Consider the following 25,581-nt stretch of genomic DNA (forward strand, 5'->3'; position numbering starts at 1 on the left):
TTCAGCCCATACAGGGCACGCCTCTCTCCATTACCTTGCGCAGAACAAAGCTTGAATGCACGCCGGTGACGCCTTCGATACGGGTGATTTTGTGCAGCAAAAGATCATGGTACGCATCCATATCTTCTACCAGCACACGTAACTGATAATCCGCATCCTGACCAGTGATAATCAGACATTCCAGCACCTGGGGCAGGCGTTCGATTTCTCGCTCAAAGTTCTCGAACCGCTCAGGCGTGTGTCGATCCATCGAGATATGCAGTAAAGCCATCAGGTTAAGCCCCATGCGTTTGGCATCCACCAGCGCCCTGTACCCCTGTATCAGACCACTCTCTTCCAACGCTTTGACCCGTCTTAAACAGGGTGAAGGCGACAGCCCTATACGATCAGCCAGTTCCTGGTTACTGATACGCCCGTGTTGCTGCAGGAGCTCCAGAATCTGGCGATCATAACGGTCCAGATCCAGCGACTCGACTTTTGAAGGCATAAAATTGCCGTCCTTTTATATATTTAGATATTTAATGCCAAAAATACTCCACATAAGGACAACTTAGCAATCCTATGACTCGCTGGTTGCATTAATATATCCCCATCTTAAGCGTTAAGGCCCGCTACAGACGCCGGCAGTCTTACCCAGACATTCCCGGTGGCCGTAACCCTTACCCAGGGAAGCCCCTGAGCGGTCCGCCCCCAACAACAATGGAGAGCAACACCATGGCAAGTGCCACCTACAACCATCGCAAGTATCAGCCGGTCGAACCCGTGACCGGCTTTACCCGTACCTGGCCCGATCGTCAGGTGACAGAGGCGCCGATTTGGGCCAGTGTCGACCTGCGTGATGGTAACCAGGCCCTGCTGGAGCCCATGAATGTGGCCCAGAAACAACGCCTGTGGCACCTGCTGGTGAAGCTCGGCATTAAAGAGATCGAAGTCGGTTTTCCCTCCGCCAGCCAGCCGGATTACGACTTCACTCGCTGGTTGATCGAAGAAAACCAGATTCCGGACGATGTCAGCATTCAGGTGCTGGTCCAGGCCCGTGAAGAGTTGATTGCCAAAACCTTTGAATCGTTGAAAGGCGTCAAGAAAGCCGTAGTGCACGTGTACAACTCTACCTCCCGCATTCAGCGTGAGCGTGTGTTCGGCATGGGCCGCGACGAAATCAAGGATATTGCTGTCCGTGGTGCCCGCTGGGTCAAGGAGTACGCCGAGAAATACCCGGAAACCGACTGGACCTTCCAGTATTCACCGGAGAGCTTCACCAGCACCGAAGTGGATTACGCGGTAGAAGTCTGTGACGCGGTGATGGATGTATGGCAGCCGACCCCGGAAAAACGCTGCATCCTGAACCTGCCGACCACCGTGGAAGTGGGCCCGCCCAACCACTTTGCTGATCAGGTGGAATACTTTTGCCAGCACCTGAACCGCCGTGACAGCGCCATCATCTCGGTGCATACCCATAACGACCGTGGCGGTGCCGTTGCTTCTGCCGAGTTAGCCTTGATGGCCGGTGCAGACCGTGTCGAAGGCACCCTGCTCGGCAATGGCGAACGTACCGGCAATATGGACATCGTTACACTGGCGATCAATTTGTACAGCCAGGGCGTAGACCCGCAGCTGGATCTGTCCAACCCGGATGAGATCATCCAGACCTGTACCGAATGCACCGGTCTGCCCATTCATCCTCGCCACCCCTGGATCGGCGAGCTGGTCTACACCGCTTTCTCCGGCAGCCACCAGGATGCGATTCGCAAGTCATTGAAGCAGCAGCAAAGCGATGAGCCCTGGCAAGTGGCGTATCTGCCGATCGATCCGACCGACCTGGGCCGTGATTACCTGGCCGTCATTCGCGTCAACAGCCAGTCCGGCAAGGGCGGCATGACCTTCCTGCTTGAGCGCGATTTTGGTATCAGCATTCCGCGCTGGTTGCAGCTGGAGCTGGCCCCGATTGTTCAGCAGAAGTCCGAGCAGCAAGGCGGCGAGCTGGACAGCCAGATCATTCACGACCTGCTCATCCAGCATTTTGTGCAGGACAAGGCGCCGGTCAGCCTGGAAGGCTATCGCATTGAACGTGCTGGCGATAATGAAACGCTCGCTGCCAGCATTCGTGTTGAAGGCGTGGAGCAGTCCATCGAAGGCAAGGGCAAGGGTGCCATGGCGGCCTTCATCAATGCCTGGCAGGCACGCACCGGTCTTGATATCCACGTGGTAGATTATGCCGAGCATGCCATGGGTGAAGGTTCAGATGTTGCCGCAGCGGCATACGTACAGCTCAACGTTGCCGGTCAGCGCGTCAGCGGTATGGCCGTTGATGCTGACACGGTAAGCGCATCACTGAAGGCCGTTGTTTCCGGTTTGAACCGTTCGGGAACCGCAACCCAAACAGTGAGTGCTGATCAAGCCCAGCAGGCCTGATCGAGACAAAAAGGCACATCATGACAAAGGCACCTTCGGGTGCCTTTTGTGTTCAGCAGAGAATGAAACACCTGAATTCAATCACAACTGTTCGATCATGACCTGGTTGCGGCCATTGTTTTTAGCCCGATACAGGGCATCATCAGCTCGCTTCAACAGATCTCCGGTGTGGTCTCCCGGATGCAAGGCCGCAACACCAAAACTGCAAGTGCGCTGACCGATAACCGGGAATTTGACCTGCTCTATTCGGTGACGCAGATTTTCAGCCAGCCGGTGCGCCCCTGCCAGATCGGTATTGGGGCACAAAATCATAAATTCTTCACCGCCCCAGCGCCCCGGGAAGTCAGTAAGGCGTGTGTTGTCTTGCATCAAGCCAGCCAACTGTCGAAGCACCTGATCACCCACCGCGTGACCACAGTTATCATTCACCTGCTTGAAGTGGTCAACGTCCAGCATTATAAGCGAGCAGTCTGTACCATAGCGTTCATATCGATGAAGCTGATGCGTCAGTAACGCCTCTATCCTGGCGCGGTTAACCAGGCCGGTAAGACCATCCGTTATCGACAGGCGCTCCAACTCTTCATTTTTGCGCTCCAGCTCTTCCCGATGCTGCACCTGCTGAGTGATATCCAGCACCATACCGATATAACGTGTCTCACCTTCCGGCAGGCCTTCATAGCGCCTTGCCGCACAGCGGAACCAGCGCACATCACCGTCACGGTCAATGATACGTGCTTCGTAATGCCAGTCCTGCTGTTGCTGAACGACCATTGTTTTCCAGCTGCGCAGCACGGGTTTAAGATCATCAGGGTGAAGAATACCGGCCCAGCCACGGCTGTTAAGCTCAGCCAGTGAACTGCCAACGGTTTCAATGAAATATCGATTGGCATAAACATTGTGGCCTTCAGAGTCCGCCTCAAAAATACCAATGGGGGAAAAATCGGCCAGGGCACGGAAGCGTTCTTCACTGGCCCGCAAGGCATCTTCCGACTGTTTGCGCTCGGTAATATCGGCCAGATTCAGCACCAGGCTTTCTATTTGCCCTCCTGCAATGGAGACTGGGCTGCCCGATATTCGACAGTACCTGTGCCCTTTGCCGGCAAAGCCCAGCCAGGCCTCCAGCACAAAAGCGGTTCCTTTTAGCGCAGCATCCAGCCTGGGCTTAAGTAACGCGTGCAGCTCGCCCCCTTCATACAGTTGCCAAAAGGGCTCATTCTCAACCTCCAGTCGACTGCAGCCGTGGTAGGCCAGATACTGGTGGTTCACCTGCAGGTGCCTGAACTGACTATCAAGCAACACCATGAGCTCTGAAGAGGCATCGACAATCTCGCCATAGCGCAGCAGACGCCTTTCATTCTCCTTTTTCTCAGTGATATCGGTACTGATGGCGAAATAACAGGCCGTACGTCCATCCGTATCGTGAACCGGTGTGATCATGGCCAGCTCTACGCGTTGCTGCCCATCACTCAGGCGATTAATCAATTCGCCCTCCCATACCAGCCCCTGTTCCAGATGGTTCCACAAATCCAGATAAGTACTCTGAGGTATCTGGCCTGAGGAGAGAATTCTGGCTTGCTGACCCAAAAGCTGGTGACGCTCATACCCCGAACGGGCCAAATAGGCCCGGTTCACATAAAGGATTCGGCTTTCCAAATCGGTGATCGCAATAGCCGACGGCATCTGCTCAATGGCCTGATACAGGTGAGCCAGATCATTCGCTGCCTTGCGTTCCCGCACCAGGCTGTCGTGCCAGCGTTTAAGAAAAAACAGCGTTACCAGCATTAACGAGCCAAGGCTCAATAAAGAAATCAGCAACCGTTGCTGCCATCCGACAAGCGCATCACTGCGCTTGATAACTGCAAGCGCCCTTACCGGCTGTTGGCCCAGTTGGCGGATGGCGTACAAATATTCATCTGCAAATACCAGGCGAGTACCGAAGGCCGCAAACTCATCCAGCTTGAAATGGCGCTGAAGTTCGCCCTGCGCCTCATTTACCTTCTGTTGATTATATTCACCCGCCACCAGCATCAGCTGATTCTGGCTATCCAGCAGCATCAGGCGCTGATGACCGTAGGCTTCACCACTTTCAAGTTCAGCCTCGATCTGCTCCGGCTCAATGGTGGCCAGTACCGAACCGACAACACGGCTGTCAGAGTCATATACCAGCTGGGCCAGCCCCAAATGCCCGTCGTCAATCCCCATGGCCATGTGACTGCCGGCTGCCATGGCCGCGCGTACCCACCCGGGTGGAGACTGACGTATACCCTCTGCACGCCCGACACTGGCCAGCCCTTCTCCCGCACGGTTATACAGTACAAGACTGTCCAACGACGGTGATGTCATCATCGAGCGCATAAACAGGGGCCTTAATCCCGGCTGTTGTTCAAGCGGCTGAGGATTGGACTCCAGAACCAAACTGACATCATGCAGAACGTGATCAGTGGATATGAAAGCAATATCAAGCGCACTGGCATAGGCGCGCAACTGGGTTTGCAGCCGCTCCCCGGCGCTTTCAAGACTGTATTTGTAATCCTGGTAAAGTCCCCAGGCCAACATACCCGACATAATGAACAGCAGCGCCAGCGCGCCGACAATCATTGGGTGCCACAGCCAACGGTGCTGATCGCCGGATTGCTGTGAGAGTTGCAGGGGCGGGACACGCATATTCATTCAGCCAGTGCAGCTTCTGCTCTGCTAACCAGATCCGGATCAACGCCCATCTGGCGAATCATGGCGGGTTCTTCCTGGCGAGCCACCTTGCGCCAGCGTAACAAGGCTGCAGTACCGGGAGTGGTGACCTTGATTCCCTGTTCCAGCAGAGCACTTCGAGCAGAGCGTTGCGCTTTGATGGCCGCATCACGCTGAGCGTCGACGATCTGGTCCCAGGTGCTGTGAACTTGCTCCTGCAGGGAGGGTGGCAGGCTGGCCCAGAAACGGGCATTGATCATCGGCACATATTGAGCGAAATATTCCATATCCTCGAAGCTGGCGCTGATGCCATTGCGCCATAGCTTGGCACTGCGAATTGTCTCATGCGTTGTCAGAACACCCGTCACCTGATCACGGGAAAGTGCATCCGGGAGGTCCGGCCAGGCCACCACGACCGGGTCAGCGCCAAAGGACTTCAACCGGCCCCGGTTGGCAATACCACCGGGAATGCGAATTTTAACGCCTGCCAAATCCTCATGAGACTGAACATCGGACCGGGTGAAATACAGATGGGCGTGGCCAAGATCCAGCCAACGGCCGGGCACAGCAACACCCAGATCCCTCGCGATACGCTGGCTGACCAGTGCACCGATTTCACCGTCTCGAACCTGGTAATTTTCTTCAGCTGTACGACCGTAAAACAGAGGCAACATATATAGCCCGACATCAGGCACGTACCGATCCAGCTGCCACATGCCCGGAACAGCCATTTCGACCTTGCCACTGGACAGAGCTGCAATGACATCCCGATCCCGAAACAGCTGGGCACTGTGATAAAACTCCACATCAATGCGCCCTTCCGTCACCCTTTCCAGTTCCTTGGCGAAACGCTCAATCGCCTGTGTCTGGACATGGGCTCGGGTATTTTCCGTGGATATACGCAACCGATACTCGGCTTGCCCCGCTGCACCAGCCGGTACCCCGACCAGAAGTGCCACACTCAATGCAGCCTTGATCAGCGTGGCACGAACTCCTGTTCCAACTTGCATTGTCCGGTTATCTCCTTGTGCAAGCCTGATTAAAAACCCTGGCTATGCGCAGCTGTTTAATGACGCATAGTGTCGCACCCAAGTTACAAGAATTCATTGACCTGAGTAGAGGCATGAACACTGCAAACAGAAGTGCCCCTTACAGACTAGGCCAGCACCACACAAATTGCGCCTGCAACAATCAATACCAGCCCCAGCAGGTCACGAATGGTAAGACGTTCCTTTAACCATCCGGCAGAAATCATGAGGGTGAACAACACTTCAACCTGGCCCAGCGTTTTGACCAGAGCGGCGGTTTCCAGGCTCATGGCGGTAAACCAGCCTAATGAGCCTAAACAGCTGAACACGGAAATGGTCAAAACCCGTCCCTTGCGCAACTGCAACGCCTGCCATGTATGCGGCTCTCGCAAGAGTACCCAGGCACCAAAAAGAACGCCCTGACACAGCAAGACCAGAAACAGCACCCAAGCGGCACTGTAGGGGAAGGGTAAGCCCAATTCCAGGCTGGCTTCACGCACCCAAAGTGTCGTCAGTGCAAATGCCAAACCACTGCCAAGCCCCACCATCAGGGTGTCCCAGGACATGCCGCGTAGCTTTTTCGGGTTTGTCATCAACCAGAATGCCAGTGCGCCCACCAACACGCCGAACCATGCCAGTCCTGTCAAAGGCGCACTGAAAAACAGCGCCCCCAGAATGGCCGCAAGCACGGCTTCACTTTTTACCATCCCGACACCGACGGCATAATTACGCTTGCGAAATAATACGACCATTAAAGCTGTCGCAATCACCTGAGCCAAAGCCGCTGAGAGGATATAAAGCGTAAACGAGCCCGAAAACACCGGCAGTGCAACCGGTTCATAGGCATAGAGAGCCAACAGGTAACAGCCCGCGACCGGTGCTGCATACAGAAACCGCGCCAGGGTGACGCCTGCGGTGCTGACCTCACGGCTCAGCTGGTTTTGAAAGGCATTGCGCCAGGCCTGCATAAAGGCAGCAAACAGGGTAAACGGAATCCAGAGCATGGAAACGTGAAGCTCCAAGAAGGGGTTGAAACGGTTATTCTATCAGCCTGAGCATTGGCCATCGCCTGAAGCGGTTAACAACAGAAGCAGGATGGAAACCTGAACAACAGTGGGATACTCTTGCCGATAGGGTAATTTAGCCCGTCAGATCAGAGCTTGCGTGCCCACAGCCAGCTGACGTCAAAACAGGGATGGCCCAGTGACCGATATATTACGCATCTTTTTTGCTTTTGCCTGTTGTCTTTTACTTGTCACAAGGACTGCTGCGGCAGACGTTGAGCTCACACCCGGCGAACAAGCGCTGACCGAGCAGGGCAAGGTAATCGAAGTTGCCGTGATGTATGACTTCGTTCCCTTTTCCTATGTTGAAGATGGCCAACTCACGGGATTCGTGGCTGATCTGTTGAAACTGATCGAAGCCAAGACCGGCGCCAGACTCCAGCCACGTATCAGCGAGTGGAGCGACAGCCTTCAGCGTCTGAAAAACAAACAGATCGACGCGATTGCCAATATATCCTTCAAGCCTGAACGCACCTCCTACACGCTATACACCACCCCTTACTACGAAATCCCGACCGTGGTGTTCACGGATAAGCAATTTGGCAACTACGAGAGCCTGGCCGACCTCTCCGGCAAGCATGTGGGCGTCTTGAAGGATATTTTTTACCTCAAGGAGCTGAGTACCCGGGAAGATATTCGCATCAGTACCTATGATGACTACGGCAAACTGACGCGTGCCCTCGCCTTTGGCGAGATAGACGCTGCCATCCAGAACCTCACTTCCGGCTACCACTACGCAACCAAAAATGCCTACACGAATATCAAGGTTGCCGGAGAGTTCACCCTGGATACCGTCGGACGAGAAGACCTGCGTTTCGGCGTTCGTTCTGACCGACCCGCTATACAGTCTCTGCTGCAAAAAGGTCTGGATAGCATCAGTGATCAGGAATGGAATCAGCTGATCAACCGCTGGGTTGGCGTCAGTTCAAGTGACTTTACCGAACGCCGCCAGACCATCGCGCTCACACCTGAAGAGCGTGAGTTTGTTAAAAACAATCCGGTTATCCGAGTTCACAACGAAAGCAACTTTGAGCCCTACAACTTTTTTGAAGATGGACTACCCCAGGGCCATTCCATCGACTTTATGCGCATGCTGGCAAAACGTGCCGGCCTTGAGGTCAAGTTCGTCAGCGGTCGCAGCTGGAACGATTATCTGAAAATGATGCGCCGAGGCGAGCTGGATGTGATGACCAACATCGTTTACAGCGATGAGCGCTCTCAATACATGCTGTTTACCAAGCCTTATCTCCGCCTGGCGCAGGGCATTTTTCGCCGCCAGGGCACTGAGGATCTGGATTCGATTGAAAAACTGAAGGCCAGCAGGCTGGCGTTGCCAGAAGGCTTTTTCACCTACCAGAAACTGAGCCAGGAAAGCGGCTACAACCTGATCCCCGCTCGTGACCCGCTGGATGCATTGATGCGCATCAGTACCAATGAAGCCGATGCAACTATCGAGATCATGAGTGTGGCCGAGCACCTTATGCGTAAATATGCAGTTCCCGGCATTGTGGGTTCGAACCCGCATCAGGTTATGGCGTCAGAACCCCTGTCACTCCGGCTGGCTGTCACTACAGACAAACCCATACTGCGCCACATTCTGCAGAAAGCCATGGATAGTCTGAGTGAGCAGGAGAAACGCCAACTGCAGTCAAAATGGACCGGCAGCGGTGCTTTGGACAGTAACTATTTGCACCTGAGCGGTACCGAACTGGCCTGGATGGAGTCGCATGCCGCGGCCCGAATCTGCACCAGCCGATCCCGCCTGCCCTTCGAAAAGACAACAGAAAAAGGCGACCATATCGGTGCATTTGCTGATCTACTGGATGTTATCCGCCACAATGCGGGCCTGAGTGTGCGCCTTGTGCCCGTTGATAATTTCAGCCAGGCACTTTCTTACCTGAAGGAAGGAGCCTGTGACCTGGTTTCACGTGCCCCTCCCTCACTTGAAAGCACCGGTATCAGTCTCAGCCACCCCCTGTTGCAGGAGTCTCTGGTCATTGCCACTGGTCTCGATGAGATCTACGTGCATGATATTTCCCAAGTCCAAAACCAGACACTTGCCGTCCTTGAAGGCAGCCATGTTCAGCACCACCTGGAGACAGTCCACCCTGATCTGAATCTGAGGCTTTACCCTGATTTAAGCCACGCCATGGATGCAATCGCCAGCGGGCAGGTGTTCGGGCTTATCGATACCCTGCCCAGCCTCAGCCGCGCCATCGTCACCGAGCACCGCTCCGACATCAAGATCTCAGGCGAACTGGCAGACATCTACCCGGCCACACTGGCCACTCGCAGCTCCGATAAAACGCTGCTGCAAATCGTCAACAAGGCCATCCAATCCATCCGGCCCGAGCAATACGAAACCATCAATAACCGCTGGCTACAGGCACCGGTCACGGCCGAACCGCCTGATTACCGCCTGATTATTCAGGCCGCCCTTGCGACAACACTACTGGTGTTACTGATGCTGGTCTGGAACCGCAAACTGGCGCGCCTCAATGCCAATATTCGCGATAGCCGTAACCAGCTGATGCAGGCCCACGAAGAGCTCAAGGTTAAAAACCGTATGCTGGAGCAGCTCTCAACCACCGACCGGCTGACCCGGCTCTACAACCGGCTCTATCTGGAGAAGGCATTCGAAGAGCAGCTGGCACGCGCTGAACAGGTCAACGGCTATAGCTTCAGCCTGTTACTGGTCGATATCGACCACTTCAAGCAGATCAATGATCGTTATGGCCATGACCGAGGGGACGCAGTCCTGACTGATTTCGCCGCAGTCCTTAAGGGAAGCTGCCGTGAGCAGGACATCATTGCACGCTGGGGCGGTGAAGAGTTCATGCTGGTCTGCCCTGACACCCGCTTGGGCGATGCCATGGCACAGGCCAAAAGTCTGCTGTACTCGATCCAGCAGCATCGCTTTGCCCATGTTGGCCACTGTACTGCCAGTATTGGTGTGGCCAGCTGGCAACCGGGCGATAGCTACCAAAGCCTGTGCCGTCGTGCCGACCAGGCGCTCTACCAGGCCAAAGGTCAGGGCCGAAACCGCGTATGCCGTGAAGATGAGACGCCAAGTGCCCGCTGACCAGCTGAGTCATGCCGCCAGATACCCCTACCAGCGGGGAAATGCACACGACAAGCCGAATATAATTTCAGTTGTATATAGGCTGTAGATACATTTTGTTTTACTCTGGCATCAGAAGTTTTGGCTGGAGACGGTTTAATGAGTAGCAAGAAGAAGGGCAAGGCTAAAAACAGCCAGCTCCTTATCCGCATCAACAAGGAGGAGCGCGACAGCTTTGTCGAGCTCTGTGATGAAATGGATACCAGTGCCGCTCGTGAGATCCGTCACTTTATCCGCCGCTTTCTGGCAGAACACCAGCCGGACACCAATGAGAAGGAATGAACATCTGGCTTTTGAAGGCTGAAACTGGCGACTAGTGTTTGCGCTGCTCAAGCAACATTGCGGTTAACTCCCCTGCCGTAACCGGCTTGCTGAACAGGTATCCCTGAACCACGTCACACCCGTAACCTGCCAGAATTCTCAACTGCTCCCGGGTTTCCACGCCCTCTGCCACGACTTTCAAGCCCAGTCCCTGAGCCATTGCAATGGCTGCACAGACCAGCTCACGATCTGCCGGGTCTTCGGCAATATCATTGACGAAGCTGCGGTCTATCTTGAGTACATGGAACGGATAACGGCGCAGGTAACTCAGGGAGGAATAGCCAGTACCAAAGTCATCCATGGCGATGGTGATCCCCATGGCCGTCAAGGTTGCCAGAGTGTCATCCACCAGGGCCTGGCCACTCATGAGCACACCTTCGGTAATTTCCAGCTCCAGGCTGTTGCCGCTCAGCCCGGCAATGGCTAACGCCTGTTCAACCTCTGCCGCCAGAGTCGCCGACCTGAACTGGACGGGCGACAGGTTGACCGCCATCGTAAAGTCGTTCAGCCCCATGGACTGCCACTGTTGTAGCTGCTGCAGGGATTGCTCCAGAACAAAATGACCCAGCGCCAGAATCAGGCCCGTTTGCTCCGCAACCGGAATAAACACCATCGGTGAAACCGAGCCCAGCACCGGATTCTGCCAACGCAACAGTGCTTCGACACCGGTGATGCACTCACTGGCCACATCAACCTTGGGCTGATAGAAGACTTCAAACTCGCCCCTGTCCAGCGCTCCGTGCATCTGCTCTTCCAGCTGTAAACGGCGTGCCGCTTCCTGGTTCATGGAGTCGGTAAAAAACGAATAGGTATTACGGCCTCGTTTTTTGGCATGGAAAAGTGCCGAGTCAGCGTTTTTCATCAGTTCAGCTGCGCTTTCACCATCCCCGGGTGAGAGGGCAATACCAAAACTGGCCGTAAGCCGAAACTCTCGACCGGAGCAGCGAAACAGCTCCCTGAAGCGCTCAAGCAACTGTTCGACCACGCTTTGTACATCATTGCTGGACGTAATACCGTCCATAAGCACAACAAACTCATCACCACCAAAGCGACCAACAGTGTCACCGCGTCGAATACCCCCTTGCAAGCGATAGGCAGCCAAACGCAGTAGCTCATCGCCCTCCTCGTGCCCCAGAGAGTCGTTGACCTTCTTGAAGTCATCCAGATCAATGAACAGCACCGCAACACGCTGCTGATTTCGCTTGGCGTCGACCAGGCATTGCTCCAGCCGGTTCAACACCAACGCCCGGTTGGGAAGCCCCGTCAGCAGGTCATAAAAAGCATGCTGCTGCAGCTGTTCTTCCTGCTCCTTCTGGTAGGAGATATCCATTTGAATCGCCAGATAGTGCTCAACCTCTCCCTGCTCACCCAGCACCGGTGCAATATGGAGGTACTGCCAGTACAACTGCCCATCCTTACGTCGATTCTGCATTTCCCCCTGCCAGGATTGCTTGCCGGTGAGCGACTGCCACATGTCACGATACCGCCCAGCAAGCGTATTGCCTGACTGCAAAATACTGGGATTCTGGCCCATCACTTCGTCGGCAGTGAAGCCGGTGATCTCCTCAAATGCCGGATTGACATACTCAATGCGTGCCCTGGCATCCGTAATGATCACTGAAACAGGGCTTTGCTGAACAGCTTGAGAAAGCAGCTGTATTTCGCGGCGCGCCTGGGCAGATTCCTGACTGCGGGCATATATATCGTTGAGGCTCAGCTGGATACTGTCCCGGAAACGGGCGATGAGTTTACGATAGGTTTCGTTGTAACTGTTTGCCTTGCTATCCAGAACACAGATAGTCCCAAACACATCACCACTGGGCCAGGTTAAGGGCAAGCCACAATAGGAGATCATGCCCAACTCAATATCGGGATTCTGATCCCAATCCGGATCTTCAAGCGCATTGGCAACCAGCAACTCACGCTGAGTATCCATTACGGTTTCGCAGTAAAGCCCGGTATTCAAAGGCGCTCGCTCACCCTCTTCGTAGACATTGTCATCATTGCTGCTTTTGACAAAGACTTCGATTTCCCCTGAATGCACACGCATGATCAAGGCAGCCGGTACCTGAATGATGTCTGCAATCAAATTGATGCTTTCCTGCCAGTTCGCCAGGATATTCGGGGAGATGGCCAGATTGTCGAGGATGGGATACTTGGAAACCACGCTAAACCAACCATGAAAAGGAGTTAGTGACTGTGTCAGTATAGGAATACAAAGTCTAAATGTGCACTCACTTCAATGTGCTATCCAAATTGACAGCTGTCAACAGAAAGTCTCTTTTTTACGACAACCTGTATTTTAGGCACGAATTTCCCCTGCGTCAGGCTACTGGCGCTTGACCACTACCGATACGCTCGCTAGGCTATGCTTTGTATATACAATAAAGACCATCAGGAAAAGGAGTGCCACCATGGCCAAGCTGAAGAACAAAGAAGTAAAAAAACTGATCAAAGCTCGCAAAGCGAAGATTGCCAAGCACGAGAGCAAAGTTAAGAAGCTGAAGAAGCTGCTGAAAAAATCCAAGTAAGCATTCCATGTAGAAGGGCCTGGCCCTGATACGTAAAAAGCCGGACACCCTGAGGGTATCCGGCTTTTTTGTATGCTCGCAAAACTGCAAGCATGCTTTACTCCAGCGAGAGAGTTACACGCGTATATCGATATTTTGACCCAGTGAACTGGTGGGGTCCGGGGCCGCGACAGGCGCAGCACTCTGAATCAGCTGCAACGCCATTTCGCCGTTTTGCTCAATCTGATCCTTCACCATACTGGTGACCTTCACGGCATGATCCGTTTGGGTCTGGTACTGGCTCATGCTGGTACCCAGTGCTGCTACATCCATCGTGGGCTCCTGTTATATCTTAGTTACTGTCAGCATACGCCGACAGCAACCGCATGTCATATCAAATTATTCACGTACAAGAATCACGCGAATCGCATCCAGCCTCAGCTCGGCACTGGACAGAGATTCCCGCATAAGCGCGGTTTCCGCCTGAAATGCTTCGAGCTCTTCCGGTTTCACCAGCGGGTTGCGTTCCGCTAACGCAGCGAGTCGCGTGTACTCCTGTTCACGTTGCGCATCCAGATTGGCAATTGCCTGCTCACGCAACTGTACAAGGGTTTTATCGGCCGCAGACTGGCTAACCTTAAGCTGATCAACAATCTGTTCACGTGCCAGACGCACCATCTTCTGCCCGGTTGCACGGCTGACGGTTTGCAGCAGCTTGTTCAAGGGCTCGTGTCCCAATGCCGCGCCCAGATCACGCCCTTCCGGATCCAACAGCTGACGCACGCTACCCGATGGCAGGTAGCGTTCAAGCTGCAGATAGCGCGGCGCTGCACAACTGAGCTCATAGATCAGTTCCAGCAGCAGAGTGCCCGCCTGCAGAGGCGGCAGTTTCAAGGTACAGACCGTACAGTTACCCAGTTCCCCACGACTGATGATATCCAGCGTATCGGTTAACAGCGGGTGCTCCCAGCTCATGAACTGTATATCTTCCCGTGACAGAGCCCGTTCGCGGTTGAAGGTCAGGGTCAGCCCCTCCTCCGGCAAGCCGGGCAGCTGGCACAGCATATGATCGCCAGGGTGCAGCACCAGCCCATCCGGACCATGCGGCTGAGTATCTACGCCAAAACGATCAAAGAGTTTCTCGGCAAATGCCTGCAGCTGCTCGCTGCTTTCTGTCGATGACACCTCTTCCAGCAATTGCTGGGCACGCTGAGGATCGCAGCTGCTGATCTCCAGCAGGCGGTCACGGCCTCGCGACAGATCCAGTTCCAGGTTCTCACGTGCCTGACGGGTTTCCGTGATCAAGGCATCCAGCGCTGCAGTATCTTCAGGTGCTTGCAGGCATTTCAGCAACTGCGGCGCAAAGCGACGATAAAGGGCATCACCGACAGCACAGACACGCCCGAAGGCATTGAGGCCTTCGTCATACCAGCGCAGCAGCGCTTCCGCCGTGCCGCCCTCATAGACAGGCACATGAATCTGGATATCCTCGCGCTGGCCAATACGATCCAGTCGGCCAATACGCTGCTCAAGCAGGTCGGGCGTCAACGGCAGGTCAAACAACACCAGATGGTGGGCAAACTGGAAGTTACGGCCCTCGCTACCGATTTCAGAGCAGACCAGAACCTGGGCGCCAAGCTCTTCTTCAGCGAAGTAGGCAGCCGCACGATCTCGATTCACCAGACTCATACCCTCATGGAAAACAGCTGAACGCATGCCTTCACGCAGGTTCAGGTGATCTTCAAGGGCAACCGCGGTATCGGCATGGGCACAGATGACCAGAACCTTTTCGTTACGGTTCTGCTTCAGCCAATCCACCAGCCATTCAACGCGGGTGTCAGCATCAACCCAATCTTCGCCAATGATTTTTTCCGGATGCAACCAGACTTCCGGTGACACTTCCTCATCAAAAAGCGCCAGCTCCGGCGGCATGTCCAGCATCTCGGCCTGCAGCTGGCGCTGCGGGAAACCGGCAACGGTATCACGGGTATTACGGAACAGGACACGACCGGTGCCCTGCAGGTCGATCAGCTGGCGAATGAGGGCTTCCAGGGCTGCAGGCTGGTCTTCCTGATCCAGCTTGAGCCAGTTGGCCAGGGCCTCACCTCCCAAACGCTCAGCCAGTGCAGACTGAAGGTTTTGATCACCCCGCAGCACCTCAGCACCCTGCTCGCCCAGTAAAGGCTCAATCAGACTGTTGAGCTGGAAGTAGGCATGTTCTTCATCAAGAAATTTTTGCAGATCCGGGTAGCGGGCCGGATCCAATAGGCGCAGACGAGCAAAGTGGCCCTCAGGACCCAACTGCTCCGGTGTAGCCGTCAACAGCAGCACACCTGGCGTTTTCTGCGCCAGCGCTTCAATGCACAGATAGGCGTGGCTGGGCGCTTCTTCACTCCAGCCCAGATGATGGGCTTCATCCACCACCAGGATATCCCAGCCGGCCGCTTCTGCCTGTGCCTGGCGGGCTTCGGAGCGGGTCAGCAGCGACAGCGGGCAGATCACCAGCTGACTGCTTTCAAAGGGGTTGTCCTGGCCACTGATTTCGATGTCGGTGCAGCGCGCTTCGTCCAGCAGAGTAAAACGCAAATTAAAGCGGCGCAGCATCTCTACCAGCCACTGGTGAACCAGTGTATCCGGCACGACGACCATCACGCGGCTGGCACGGCCGCTGATCAGGCGCTGGTGCAGCACAAGACCCGCCTCAATGGTTTTACCCAGGCCCACTTCATCAGCCAACAGTGCGCGCGGGGCCATGCGGCCACTCAACTCACCGGCAATGTAGAACTGGTGCGGCAAAAGCTGAACACGGGCACCCAGCAAACCATAGGCTTCAGAGGCATGCAGTCGGTGCTGATGTTCCAGCCCTGCCACACGCAGCTTGAACAGGCCGTTACGGTCCAGCTGGCCAGCGAACAAACGTTCCTGAGGCTTGCTGAAATGCACGGCACTGTCCAGTTCCAGCTCGGGCAGCACCTGCTCTTCACCTTCGTCATCGAGGCCGCGGTAGATGTAGCACTGGTTGTGCTCCATGCGCTCAACCACTTCGATCGCGTCGCCGAACAGGTTGCTGATTCGGTCACCGGGCTCATACGCCACCCGGCTCAACGGTGCATTATCAGCAGCATAGGTTCGGGTCTCTTCAGCCGCTGGAAAACGGATTTCGACTCGCCGATTGGCATACTCAACCACGATGCCAAGGCCAAGCTCGGCTTCACTGTTACTGATCCAACGTTGTCCGGGTACAAATGGCGCTTGTGACAAAATATGACTCCCCTTGATTCAGGGCGGCAATTTTAGGCGTTCAGCCACTAAGACTCAAAGGCTTAGGCCGTTTATGACGAATTTTCGGCACGAAACTGTGCCACACGCTGTTGCAGGCAGGGTACCAGCTCCTGCTCAAACCAGGGATTGCGTCTTAGCCAAAGGTTATTGCGAGGACTGGGGTGCGGGATGGGTACATACTCTGGCCAGACATCGCGCCAGTTTCTGACTCTTTCGGTCAGGTTGACCGCCTTGCCCAAATGCCACTCCTGCGCGTAACGCCCCGCCAACACTGTCAGTTCAATATTGGGCAGTTGCTCAAGCAACCGCTGACGCCAGGCTGGCGCACATTCTGGTCTTGGCGGGTTATCCCCTGAACGCCCTCGCCCCGGATAGCAAAATCCCATGGGTAATATAGCCACCTGCCTTGGATCGTAAAACTCTTCAGGGGTCATCCCCAGCCAGTCGCGCAGGCGCTCACCACTGGGATCATTAAAGGGGATGCCGGTTTCATGCACTCTAAGCCCTGGTGCCTGACCTACAATCAGGATGTGAGCGCCGCTATCAGCCTGTACCACCGGCCGTGCCCCCAAGGGTAGCTGGGCTTCACAGATCCGGCAGGCACGTACTTCGGCAAGCAGCTCCTGTAAAGCCATCAAAGCGCACCGGCATCCTGCAAGGCTTGATGAATCCCTTGTGCGAGGGCGCGATAGCCTTGCTCGTTAAGATGAACAGCATCCGATTTCATGCTCGACTCCCGCAATAGATCCGCCAGCAGGTCTTCAATAAAGACCAGATCATGACGTTCCGCCAGCTCTGAATACAAGGGTGCGGCATCCGAGAACAGTCGTTTTTCCGGCACCCCCACCAGCACAACGGGAATATCCTTTGCTTGCGCCAGGTTAATCATCGCCTCAAGGTTTTGCTCCAGCGTCTGGGCTGACCCATTACGTAAAATATCATTGCCACCATGCAGCAAAATCAGAAGATCAGGGCGCACCCGCTCCAATTCACCCGGCAGGCGTTGCAGGCCCTGTGAAGACACTTCACCGGACACACCTGAAGCGACTACCTGGCGGTCTGTCAGTTGCGATAGGACTGCAGGATAATTCTGCTGCTCGGACGTCCCCACGCCTACTGTCAGGCTGTCGCCAAACGCCAGGATGACTGCGTTGCGTCCCAGCGGATCCAGCTGGTCACTGCTGCAGCCTGTCAACAGGCTCAAACTCACCAGGGCCAATGCTACGAATCGTTTCATACTGTACTCCTTTACAGAAAATCAAATACAAAGGCGGCTATTGTCAGGGCAAAAATGATAAACGAAACCGTCTTGAAAATGGCAGGCAGCCACATCACCCATACCGGTGGCGTCCGACGGTTAAGCTTATAACTGTCCGGGTCGGTGCGGGTTTCAATCCCGGTTTTGTCCCTTAGCTGTTGCAGCAACTGCTCTGCTTCATGCTGTCCTTCTATTCCATCACCCAGACGAACACGCATGCCATCCTTCAGGTAGGCATCAATCGCGTACTCCAGTTCAGAATCTACTCCCTGCCCCACGCGCCCAATAATGCGTTCCGCCAGACCTTCTATGTCGTCAATCGCCAGGTGACGCTGTTTGCTGAAGCCCATGAAGCGACGAGTCGTAACCAGCTCACCAGGTCTGACCTCCAGCTGTAGTCGGTTGAGACGCATATAGATGCCGCCGAACAGGAGCGCCGGCCCAAAAAGCCCGAACCCCATCAGAATCATGCCCTGCACCATCAGAGCAAAGTAGCTGGTATTGGCTGAACTCAACTCCTGTGCAACCTTGTACCCCATAAAGCCGGCAACGGCGGTAAATACCAGTCCCACCAGTGTCAGAATGCCTGCGGCCTTGCCGCTGCGACCCGCCGGGAATTCAATATTCAAGCCATCACCCGGCAGCGCTTCCTGCTGCCAGGAACGCACTGGCTCTCGACTGGCTTCAGCTGCCTGTTGGCGTTCTCGTTCAGTGAAGCGGAATTCGGATGTGGTCGTCCGTGCACTTTCACTGACTGGCACAGGGAAGACCGCATCAAAGCCGCTAACCTCTTCTTCCACATGCACCGCCCACCAAACTTCCCGCTTACCCTCTTCAAATGAGGTTACCGGCTGCTGGCCAGAAAGCTCCGCAACAAACTCGATGCGTGTTCCCTTAATGGAGCGCATTTGCCGCGTGACGGCGGGCGTTCGCCAAAGCAGCCTGTCCTGCACACTGGAATTCTTGCCCTTGGTCACCACACGCCGCATACAGCTGAGTGTCACGCGCACTTTGTGCTGGTCAGTCAGATGCAGTGGAATCGTAATGCGGCCACCCAGTTCGCCATCCGGTGAGGCTGGAACAGGGTCGATATGCAGTACCAGGCCACGTTGCCGGCGCCAGCGAACGAATTCCTTGAGCACGCCGGGAATCCCGAAAAGCCCCATCAACAACAGGCCGGGTAACATCAGAATCGGATCAAGGCTTGCCAGGTTGAGCGCCTGCAACCCGTATAATGCCGGCTCAATCTCACGCCACTTGGCAATATTCAGAACCAGGAGGACGCCCAGAAAAGTCAGCGTAAAACCGGCCAGCATGTAAAAGCGAAGATTGACGTACTCCTGCCGACTCTGCCCTTTCTGCCAGTCTTTATTGGTTGGCCATTCTGGCTCTAGCATTGTTTTTCAGTCTCCTTGAATAACAGCTACCCTGCAGCAGCTATCTGGCTGGCTGGCATAAAAAAGCCGCTGACCCGCAGCGGCTTTAATATCGATCAACCCTTGGCCGAAGCCTCAAGCAACCCGTCCTTACGGAACATCCCCTTGATGCCCCTGACCGCCTGACGAATGCGATCCTTGTTCTCAATCAGCGCGAAACGCACATAGTCGTCGCCGTAGTCGCCAAAACCGATGCCTGGAGATACACACACCTTGGCGTCGGCCAACAACTTCTTGGAGAACTCCAGCGAGCCCATATCCGCGTATTCATCCGGTATTTTGGCCCAGACATACATGGAGGCCTTGGGATTATCGACCATCCAGCCCGCTTCATGCAGACCTTTTACCAGTACATTACGGCGCTGACGATACTGCTCGGCAATGTCACGTACACATTGCTGATCCCCTTCCAGTGCCGCTATGGCAGCCACCTGCAACGGGGTGAAAGTGCCGTAATCGTGGTAACTCTTGATCCGCGCCAGCGCATGCACCAACTCCTTATTACCGACCATAAAGCCGATACGCCAGCCCGCCATGTTGTAGCTTTTGGACAGGGTGAAAAATTCCACCGCTACATCCTTGGCACCCGGCACCTGCATGATCGAAGGCGCAGTCCAGCCGTCATAGACGATATCGGCATAGGCCAGATCATGCACGACGATGATGTCATGCTGCTTCGCCAACGCGACCACACGCTCGAAGAAATCCAGCTCCACGCACTGGGCCGTCGGGTTGGACGGGAACCCCAGAATGATCATCTTCGGCTTGGGAATGGATTCGCGGATCGCCCGTTCCAGCTCCACAAAGAAGTCAACGCCAGGTACCAGCGGCACCGAGCGGACCTGAGCACCGGCAATCACGGCACCGTAAATATGGATCGGGTAGCTGGGGTTGGGTACCAGCACGGTATCGCCGTGGTCCAGGGTTGCCAGCATCAAATGCGCCAGGCCTTCCTTGGAACCGATGGTAACGATCGCTTCATCTTCAGGGTCAATTTCGACCTCATAGCGTTTCTCGTACCAGCTGGAGATGGCGCGGCGCAAACGCGGAATACCTCGTGAAGTCGAGTAACCGTGGGTGTCATCACGCTGGGCAACGGCACAGAGTTTTTCCACGATATGCGGCGGTGTCGCCCCATCCGGGTTACCCATGCTGAAGTCGATGATGTCCTCGCCACGGCGGCGTGCAGCCATCTTCAGCTCAGCTGTGATGTTGAATACGTAGGGGGGAAGACGATCAATACGGGAGAAGTGGCGTACGGATTGCACACCGGTTTTGTCTGTCATGTTAGCCTCGATAGTACGTCAGCGCCCGGAACCGTCCGAGCGACGCCAGCCATGTGTTCATGGCTGTACAGATGAGACTAACGGCAATCGTCCGGAATCGCCAGATCCCCGCCCTGTTTTTTATGCCAATCTCTGTTTTATAAAACAGCCCAAAAACTGGACCAAAGCCGGGCCGACCAAATCCTGACCTCAGTCACCTCCCTGTGAACAGATCTTCATTTTGCAACCTTGCACAGCACTATACTGAGCAAATAGCGGGGTCTGACACACGCCAAAAGAGCGATTGACCTAGGTGCACCTTTATATAAATATATTCTAATATTAATGACCGCCAAGGAACGTTTCCATGAGCTTCATCCACGTACTGGCTCTGCTATGCCTGGCATTCACATCCACCTATCTCGCTGCGGCGCAGGACAGCCCGCAAACGTTCGTTGTGCAGCGGCAAATACTGGAAGATCATCTGCTGCTGGATGGCATCATCGAAGCCGTGCAGCAAAGCACCGTCTCGGCCCAGACCAGCGGCCGTGTCACCGCTCTGCCCTTCGATGTTGACGATTCTGTTCCCGCCGGTGCTCTCATCGTGCAGCTGGAGGACAGCGAACAGCAGGCACGCTTCAGTCAGGCCCAGGCGGGACTGGCGGAAGCCCGGGCAGGTCTGACGGATGCGCGTCAGCAATTCAGTCGTGTCCAGTCGCTACATGAACGTAAGCTGGTGGCCAACCAGGCGCTGGATCAGGCGCGTAACCAGCTCAACGCTTCTCAGGCACGCCTGGCCCGTGCTGAAGCAGCCATGGCCGAAGCGCAGCAGCAGCTCGATTACACTCGCATCACCGCACCCTATGGCGGCATTCTGATCGAACGTCATGTGGAGCTGGGTGAGAGTGTCAATCCCGGCCAGCCGCTGCTGACCGGCCTGTCACTGGAACACCTGCGCGTTGTAGTGGACCTTCCACAGCAGTATGCCGGCCTGGCCCGTGAACAGCGCCGCGCGCGTGTCACCCTGCCCGATGGCAGCGAGCTGGAAACCGGTGAGATGACGTTCTATCCCTACGCAGACCCGGCCACCCATACCTTTCGCCTGCGCATGCCACTGACCGAGCCGGATGGCCAGCTGTATCCCGGCATGCTGGTCAAGGTTAGCGTGCCGGTAGAGACACGCGAAGCCCTTTGGATTCCCGCTGATGCCATCCTCCACCGCAGTGAGCTGCGCGCCGTCTTCGTCCTCGATGCAAACGACCATCCCCGCCTGCGCCAGATTCGCACCGGTGTGCGAAACGGTGATCAGGTAGAGGTACTGGCCGGACTGAAGGCGGGAGAACGCATTGTGGCGAATCCGCTTGACTTCAGCGGTACCGCTGAGCTGCACCCGTCCAGGGAGACCGCCCAGTGAGCCACTCCTTGCCACCCGTCGGCCCATCCGGCGCGATCGCCCGGGTATTTCAGGATTCAAAACTCACCCCGCTGCTGACCCTGCTCGCCATCCTGCTGGGCGTGCTGGTACTGGTGTTCACGCCCAAGGAGGAGGAACCCCAGATCGATGTCACCCTGGCTGACATTGTCGTCGCCCTGCCCGGCGCCAGCGTCACCGAGGTAGAGAGCGTAATCGCCACCCCGGCTGAGCAGGTGATGAGCGAAATCGAAGGAATCAAGCACGTCTATTCAGTGTCTCGTCAAGGGATGGCGGTGATCACGGTGCAGTTCAAGGTGGGTGTTACCCGGCAGGAAGCGCTGGTGCGCCTGTACAACCAGGTCTACTCCAATCAGGACTGGTTACCCGCCGATATGGGCGCTACCCAGCCGTTGATCAAGCCGCGCAGCATTGATGATGTACCGATCATGACGCTGACCCTGTACGACCCTCAGCAGCGCTATGCCGGCACCGAACTGACCCGGATGGCTCACATGCTGGAAGTGGCACTGAAGCGTATTCCCGGCACCCGCGACATTTACACCGTTGGCGGCGTACCGGACCGTGTCGATATCCGCTTCGACCCTGCTCTTTTGGCGGGCTACAGCCTGACGCTTGACGATATCGCCCTGGCCCTGCAGGCCGCCAACGCCAGCTCTCAGGGCCTGCGCACGACACAGGATAACCTGTCCGTGCCGGTACAAGCGGGCCAACTGCTGGAACAGGTCGATGACGTGCGCAACCTGGTGGTGGGCATGCATAACGGCGCCGCTGTCTTCATGCGCGATATTGCCCAAATCAGTCGCGGAGAAACGGTACCGGACCTGAGCGTCATGCTCGGCTTCGGGCCCGGCATGGCCGATCATCGTTCAGGTGAGGTCGGTCAGATCTACCCTGCGGTCACCCTGGCCATCGCCAAGCAGCCGGGGGAGAACGCGATCAATATCACCACCGCGATAGAGGAGCGACTGGAACTGCTGCGCAATCGTGCCCTGCCGGAAGGTGTGGAGCTGGTAATCACCCGCAACTACGGCGAGACGGCCTCCGCCAAGGCGAAACAGCTGATCACCGACCTGATATCGGCCACCGTCTGCGTGGTACTGCTGGTGCTGGCCGCCATGGGCTGGCGCCAGGCGACGATCGTGGGCATCGCCGTGCTGGTGACCCTGCTGCTGACACTGGTGTTTTCCTGGGCCTGGGGCTTTACCCTGAACCGGGTGTCCCTGTTTGCGCTGATCTTCTCCATCGGCATTCTGGTCGATGACGGCATTGTCATTACCGAAAACATCAACCGCCGCATCCAGAACTCCACGCACAAGATTCGCGACATCATCCCGGTGGCCGTGGACGAGGTGGGCACCCCCACCATCATGGCCAGCCTGACCATCATGGCGGCGCTGCTGCCGATGGCCTTCGTCACCGGCCTGATGGGACCCTATATGAGCCCCATCCCGATCAACGCCTCCGCCGGCATGGTGCTGTCGCAGATCGTAGCCTTCGTGGTTGCCCCCTGGCTGGCGATGCGGCTGCTTCACCACCGAGCAGGAGAAGTGAAGGAAACCGGCAGCTCCGCCGATGGTGTCAGCCCGCTGTCACTCAGGATTTTCCGTTTTGTGCTGACACCCTTCCTCGGTGGCCACAGCTGGCGCCGCCGTTTGCTCAGTCTCGGTGTCATCAGCCTGATGCTGCTGTCGATGGCCCTCCCGGTGTACCAGTATGTCATCCTCAAGATGCTGCCGTTCGACAACAAGTCGGAGCTGCAGCTGGTGGTCGACATGCCGGAATCGACGCCGATGGAAGAGACTCAGCGCCTTCTGCTGGCGCTCGGCGCCTATCTGGAGAATGTGCCGGAAGTGGCCAACTGGCAGAGCTATGCCGGCACCGCTTCGCCAATCAATTTCAACGGTCTGGTGCGCCAATACTACCTGCGCAGCGATCCCTGGCACGGCGATCTGCAGGTCAACCTGGTAGCCGACACCGATCGTGAGCAGCAGTCCCACGACATCGCCTCATCACTGCGCACCCCGCTACAGTCTATCGCCGAACCCTTCGGCGCGTCGGTGAAAATCGTCGAGATCCCGCCTGGCCCGCCGGTGCTGTCGCCGCTGGTGGCCGAGATCTATGCCGCCGACGAGCCGCGCCGCACCGAGCTGGCTCAGCAGGTCGCTAGTCAGATGCAGCAGGTTGAAGGCCTGGTTGATATCGACACCACGCTGGAAGCACCGGTCAAACAGTGGCACCTGGTCGTCGACCGCGCCCGTGCCGCCCGTTACGGTGTAGCTCAAGGGCAGGTGGTACAGGCATTGCAGACCGCGTTGGGTGGCAGTACCCAGAGCTACCTGCATGACCAGCACGCCAAGTATCCGGTGCCGATTCGGGTGATCCTCAACGAGGGCGACAAGGCCCAGGTCTCGGCGTTGCTGTCATTGCAGGTTCGTAACCGCGAGGGGCAACTGATTCCGCTGGCCAGTATCGCTCGTATTGAACCAAGCGACTGGCCCGGCGCGCGCTACCACAAGGACCTGTTGCCGGTAACCTATGTCACCGCCGATATGGCTGGTGCCATCGACTCGCCGCTGTACGGCATGTTCGCCATGGTTGACAAGCTGGATCAGCTGGAAGGAGCACCTGAGCAGTTCTTCATCCAGCAGCCGCCACTGCCGGAGCTGGGCACGCTGAAATGGGATGGCGAATGGCAGATCACCTACGAAACGTTCAGAGATATGGGTCTGGCCTACAGCGTCGGCGTGTTCATGATCTTTCTGCTGTTGGTGGCCCAGTTCCGCTCCTACGTGTTGCCGCTGGTGATTATGGCACCCATTCCACTGACCCTGATCGGCATCCTGCCGGGCCACGCCCTGCTGGGACGGGAATTCACCGCCACCAGCATGATCGGCATGATCGCGCTGGCCGGCATTATCGTGCGCAACTCCATCCTGTTGGTAGTGTTCATCCGCCAGCTGCTGGATGAAGGGACATCCCTGGAAGAAGCTGTCGTACTCGCGGGCGCTGTAAGGGTGAAGCCGATCGCCCTGACGGCCATCTCGGCAATGGTCGGGGCCTACTTCATTCTCAACGACCCCATCTTTAACGGGCTGGCCATTTCACTGGTCTTTGGCCTCGCCATGTCGACGCTATTGACCATCATTGTGGTACCGCTGCTCTACTACGCTTTGGCACGCTGTCGCTGGCTGTAATGAAGCTCAAAAGCTTTCGGTTTAACCGCAGTGCAGCAATCGTTAAGATGTGAAGACTGGAACACCCCATAACCCAACACAATAAATAAGGGCACTTCATGGATACCCGCACCGAAGATAAGCTCTACCTGGATGACATTGAACCGGGCATGTCGTTTACGACTGGCAAGCTCAGCGTGACTGCTGAAGAGATCAAAACCTTTGCCGACCAGTTTGACCCTCAGCCCTTCCACCTGGACGAAGAAGCGGCTGAACAAAGTCTCTTTGGCGGGCTGGCAGCCAGCGGCTGGCACACTGCCTCCATGACCATGCGCCTGATGGTCACCAGCGGTATCCCTTTCGGCGGCGGCATGATTGGTGCCGGGGTAGAGGTCAACTGGCCCAACCCGACACGCCCCGGTGATGAAATCCATGTTGTCATGGAAGTGCAGGACGTGATCCCTTCCCGCTCCAAGCCGGACCGCGGTATCGTGGTTGTGCGTAATGAAACACGCAACCAGAATAACCAGGTACTGCAGGTGATGACGGCCAAAATGCTCGCCTTCCGCCGCCCTGCCTAACCCATTT

Annotated in this window: 17 protein-coding genes; 6 read left to right on the forward strand and 11 right to left on the reverse strand. The window is 56.1% G+C overall.

Features of this window, described 5'->3' with window-relative positions; genetic code table 11:
* Window position 1 precedes the first annotated feature (1 nt).
* Entirely contained in the window at window positions 2-487 is a 486-nt protein-coding gene (locus BW956_RS15270) for an Lrp/AsnC family transcriptional regulator (RefSeq protein WP_010322790.1), read from the reverse strand.
* Between the two features lie 227 nt (window positions 488-714).
* Between BW956_RS15270 and leuA the strand changes: the two genes are divergently transcribed.
* The gene (gene leuA, locus BW956_RS15275) at window positions 715-2,412 is read left to right on the forward strand and encodes a 2-isopropylmalate synthase (protein ID WP_076463858.1); all 1,698 of its coding nucleotides are present in this window, start codon (window positions 715-717) and stop codon (window positions 2,410-2,412) included.
* A gap of 81 nt (window positions 2,413-2,493) precedes the next feature.
* Here leuA and BW956_RS15280 read toward each other — a convergent pair whose 3' ends face one another.
* The 3 genes from BW956_RS15280 to BW956_RS15290 form a co-directional block, all read right to left on the reverse strand.
* The gene (locus tag BW956_RS15280) at window positions 2,494-5,082 is read right to left on the reverse strand and encodes a PAS domain S-box protein (RefSeq protein ID WP_076463860.1); all 2,589 of its coding nucleotides are present in this window, start codon (window positions 5,080-5,082) and stop codon (window positions 2,494-2,496) included.
* The gene (dctP, locus tag BW956_RS15285; RefSeq protein WP_076463862.1) at window positions 5,079-6,110 is read right to left on the reverse strand and encodes a TRAP transporter substrate-binding protein DctP; all 1,032 of its coding nucleotides are present in this window, start codon (window positions 6,108-6,110) and stop codon (window positions 5,079-5,081) included. The genes BW956_RS15280 and dctP overlap by 4 nt, the downstream gene beginning before the upstream one ends.
* Window positions 6,111-6,256: 146 nt before the next feature.
* A complete protein-coding gene (locus BW956_RS15290; protein WP_076463864.1) occupies window positions 6,257-7,132 on the reverse strand; it encodes a DMT family transporter in 876 nt (291 codons plus the stop codon).
* Window positions 7,133-7,331: 199 nt separating this feature from the next.
* On the opposite strand from BW956_RS15290, the gene BW956_RS15295 reads away from it, so the two are divergent.
* Together BW956_RS15295 and BW956_RS15300 are read left to right on the forward strand one after the other, a co-directional pair.
* Window positions 7,332-10,274 carry a transporter substrate-binding domain-containing protein gene (locus tag BW956_RS15295; RefSeq protein ID WP_076463866.1) on the forward strand — a complete coding sequence of 981 codons (2,943 nt, stop codon included), beginning with the start codon at window positions 7,332-7,334 and terminating at the stop codon, window positions 10,272-10,274.
* Between the two features lie 138 nt (window positions 10,275-10,412).
* Complete coding sequence (locus BW956_RS15300) at window positions 10,413-10,595, forward strand: hypothetical protein (RefSeq protein ID WP_076463868.1); 183 nt, start codon at window positions 10,413-10,415, stop codon at window positions 10,593-10,595.
* A 31-nt stretch (window positions 10,596-10,626) separates the two neighbouring features.
* On the opposite strand, the gene BW956_RS15305 is transcribed toward BW956_RS15300, so the two are convergent.
* The 7 genes from BW956_RS15305 to alaC all read right to left on the reverse strand — a co-directional run bounded on the left by BW956_RS15305 (window position 10,627) and on the right by alaC (window position 20,406).
* The gene (locus tag BW956_RS15305) at window positions 10,627-12,801 is read right to left on the reverse strand and encodes a bifunctional diguanylate cyclase/phosphodiesterase (protein WP_076463871.1); all 2,175 of its coding nucleotides are present in this window, start codon (window positions 12,799-12,801) and stop codon (window positions 10,627-10,629) included.
* A gap of 478 nt (window positions 12,802-13,279) precedes the next feature.
* On the reverse strand, window positions 13,280-13,477 hold the full coding sequence (locus BW956_RS15310) for a YjfB family protein (RefSeq protein WP_010322782.1): 198 nt from the start codon (window positions 13,475-13,477) through the stop codon (window positions 13,280-13,282).
* Between the two features lie 66 nt (window positions 13,478-13,543).
* Window positions 13,544-16,405, reverse strand: coding sequence for an RNA polymerase-associated protein RapA (gene rapA / locus BW956_RS15315; RefSeq protein ID WP_076463873.1), 2,862 nt, complete (start codon window positions 16,403-16,405; stop codon window positions 13,544-13,546).
* Between the two features lie 71 nt (window positions 16,406-16,476).
* Window positions 16,477-17,061 (reverse strand): uracil-DNA glycosylase family protein, encoded by a 585-nt coding sequence (locus BW956_RS15320; protein WP_076463875.1) that lies wholly within the window; start codon window positions 17,059-17,061, stop codon window positions 16,477-16,479.
* Entirely contained in the window at window positions 17,061-17,663 is a 603-nt protein-coding gene (locus tag BW956_RS15325) for a GDSL-type esterase/lipase family protein (protein WP_076463877.1), read from the reverse strand. The genes BW956_RS15320 and BW956_RS15325 overlap by 1 nt, the downstream gene beginning before the upstream one ends.
* 11 nt (window positions 17,664-17,674) lie before the next feature.
* On the reverse strand, window positions 17,675-19,081 hold the full coding sequence (locus tag BW956_RS15330) for a hypothetical protein (protein ID WP_076463880.1): 1,407 nt from the start codon (window positions 19,079-19,081) through the stop codon (window positions 17,675-17,677).
* 95 nt (window positions 19,082-19,176) lie between these two features.
* Window positions 19,177-20,406 (reverse strand): alanine transaminase, encoded by a 1,230-nt coding sequence (alaC, locus tag BW956_RS15335; RefSeq protein ID WP_076463882.1) that lies wholly within the window; start codon window positions 20,404-20,406, stop codon window positions 19,177-19,179.
* Window positions 20,407-20,752: 346 nt separating this feature from the next.
* Between alaC and BW956_RS15340 the strand changes: the two genes are divergently transcribed.
* The 3 genes from BW956_RS15340 (at window position 20,753) to BW956_RS15350 (ending at window position 25,574) form a co-directional block, all read left to right on the forward strand.
* Complete coding sequence (locus BW956_RS15340; protein ID WP_076463884.1) at window positions 20,753-21,799, forward strand: efflux RND transporter periplasmic adaptor subunit; 1,047 nt, start codon at window positions 20,753-20,755, stop codon at window positions 21,797-21,799.
* Window positions 21,796-25,014 (forward strand): efflux RND transporter permease subunit, encoded by a 3,219-nt coding sequence (locus BW956_RS15345; RefSeq protein WP_076463886.1) that lies wholly within the window; start codon window positions 21,796-21,798, stop codon window positions 25,012-25,014. The genes BW956_RS15340 and BW956_RS15345 overlap by 4 nt, the downstream gene beginning before the upstream one ends.
* Window positions 25,015-25,112: 98 nt before the next feature.
* Window positions 25,113-25,574, forward strand: a complete 462-nt coding sequence (locus BW956_RS15350) for a MaoC family dehydratase (protein ID WP_076463889.1) — start codon at window positions 25,113-25,115, stop codon at window positions 25,572-25,574.
* Window positions 25,575-25,581 lie beyond the last annotated feature (7 nt).

The sequence above is a fragment of the Marinobacterium stanieri genome (assembly GCF_900155945.1).
Classification (GTDB): domain Bacteria; phylum Pseudomonadota; class Gammaproteobacteria; order Pseudomonadales; family Balneatricaceae; genus Marinobacterium; species Marinobacterium stanieri.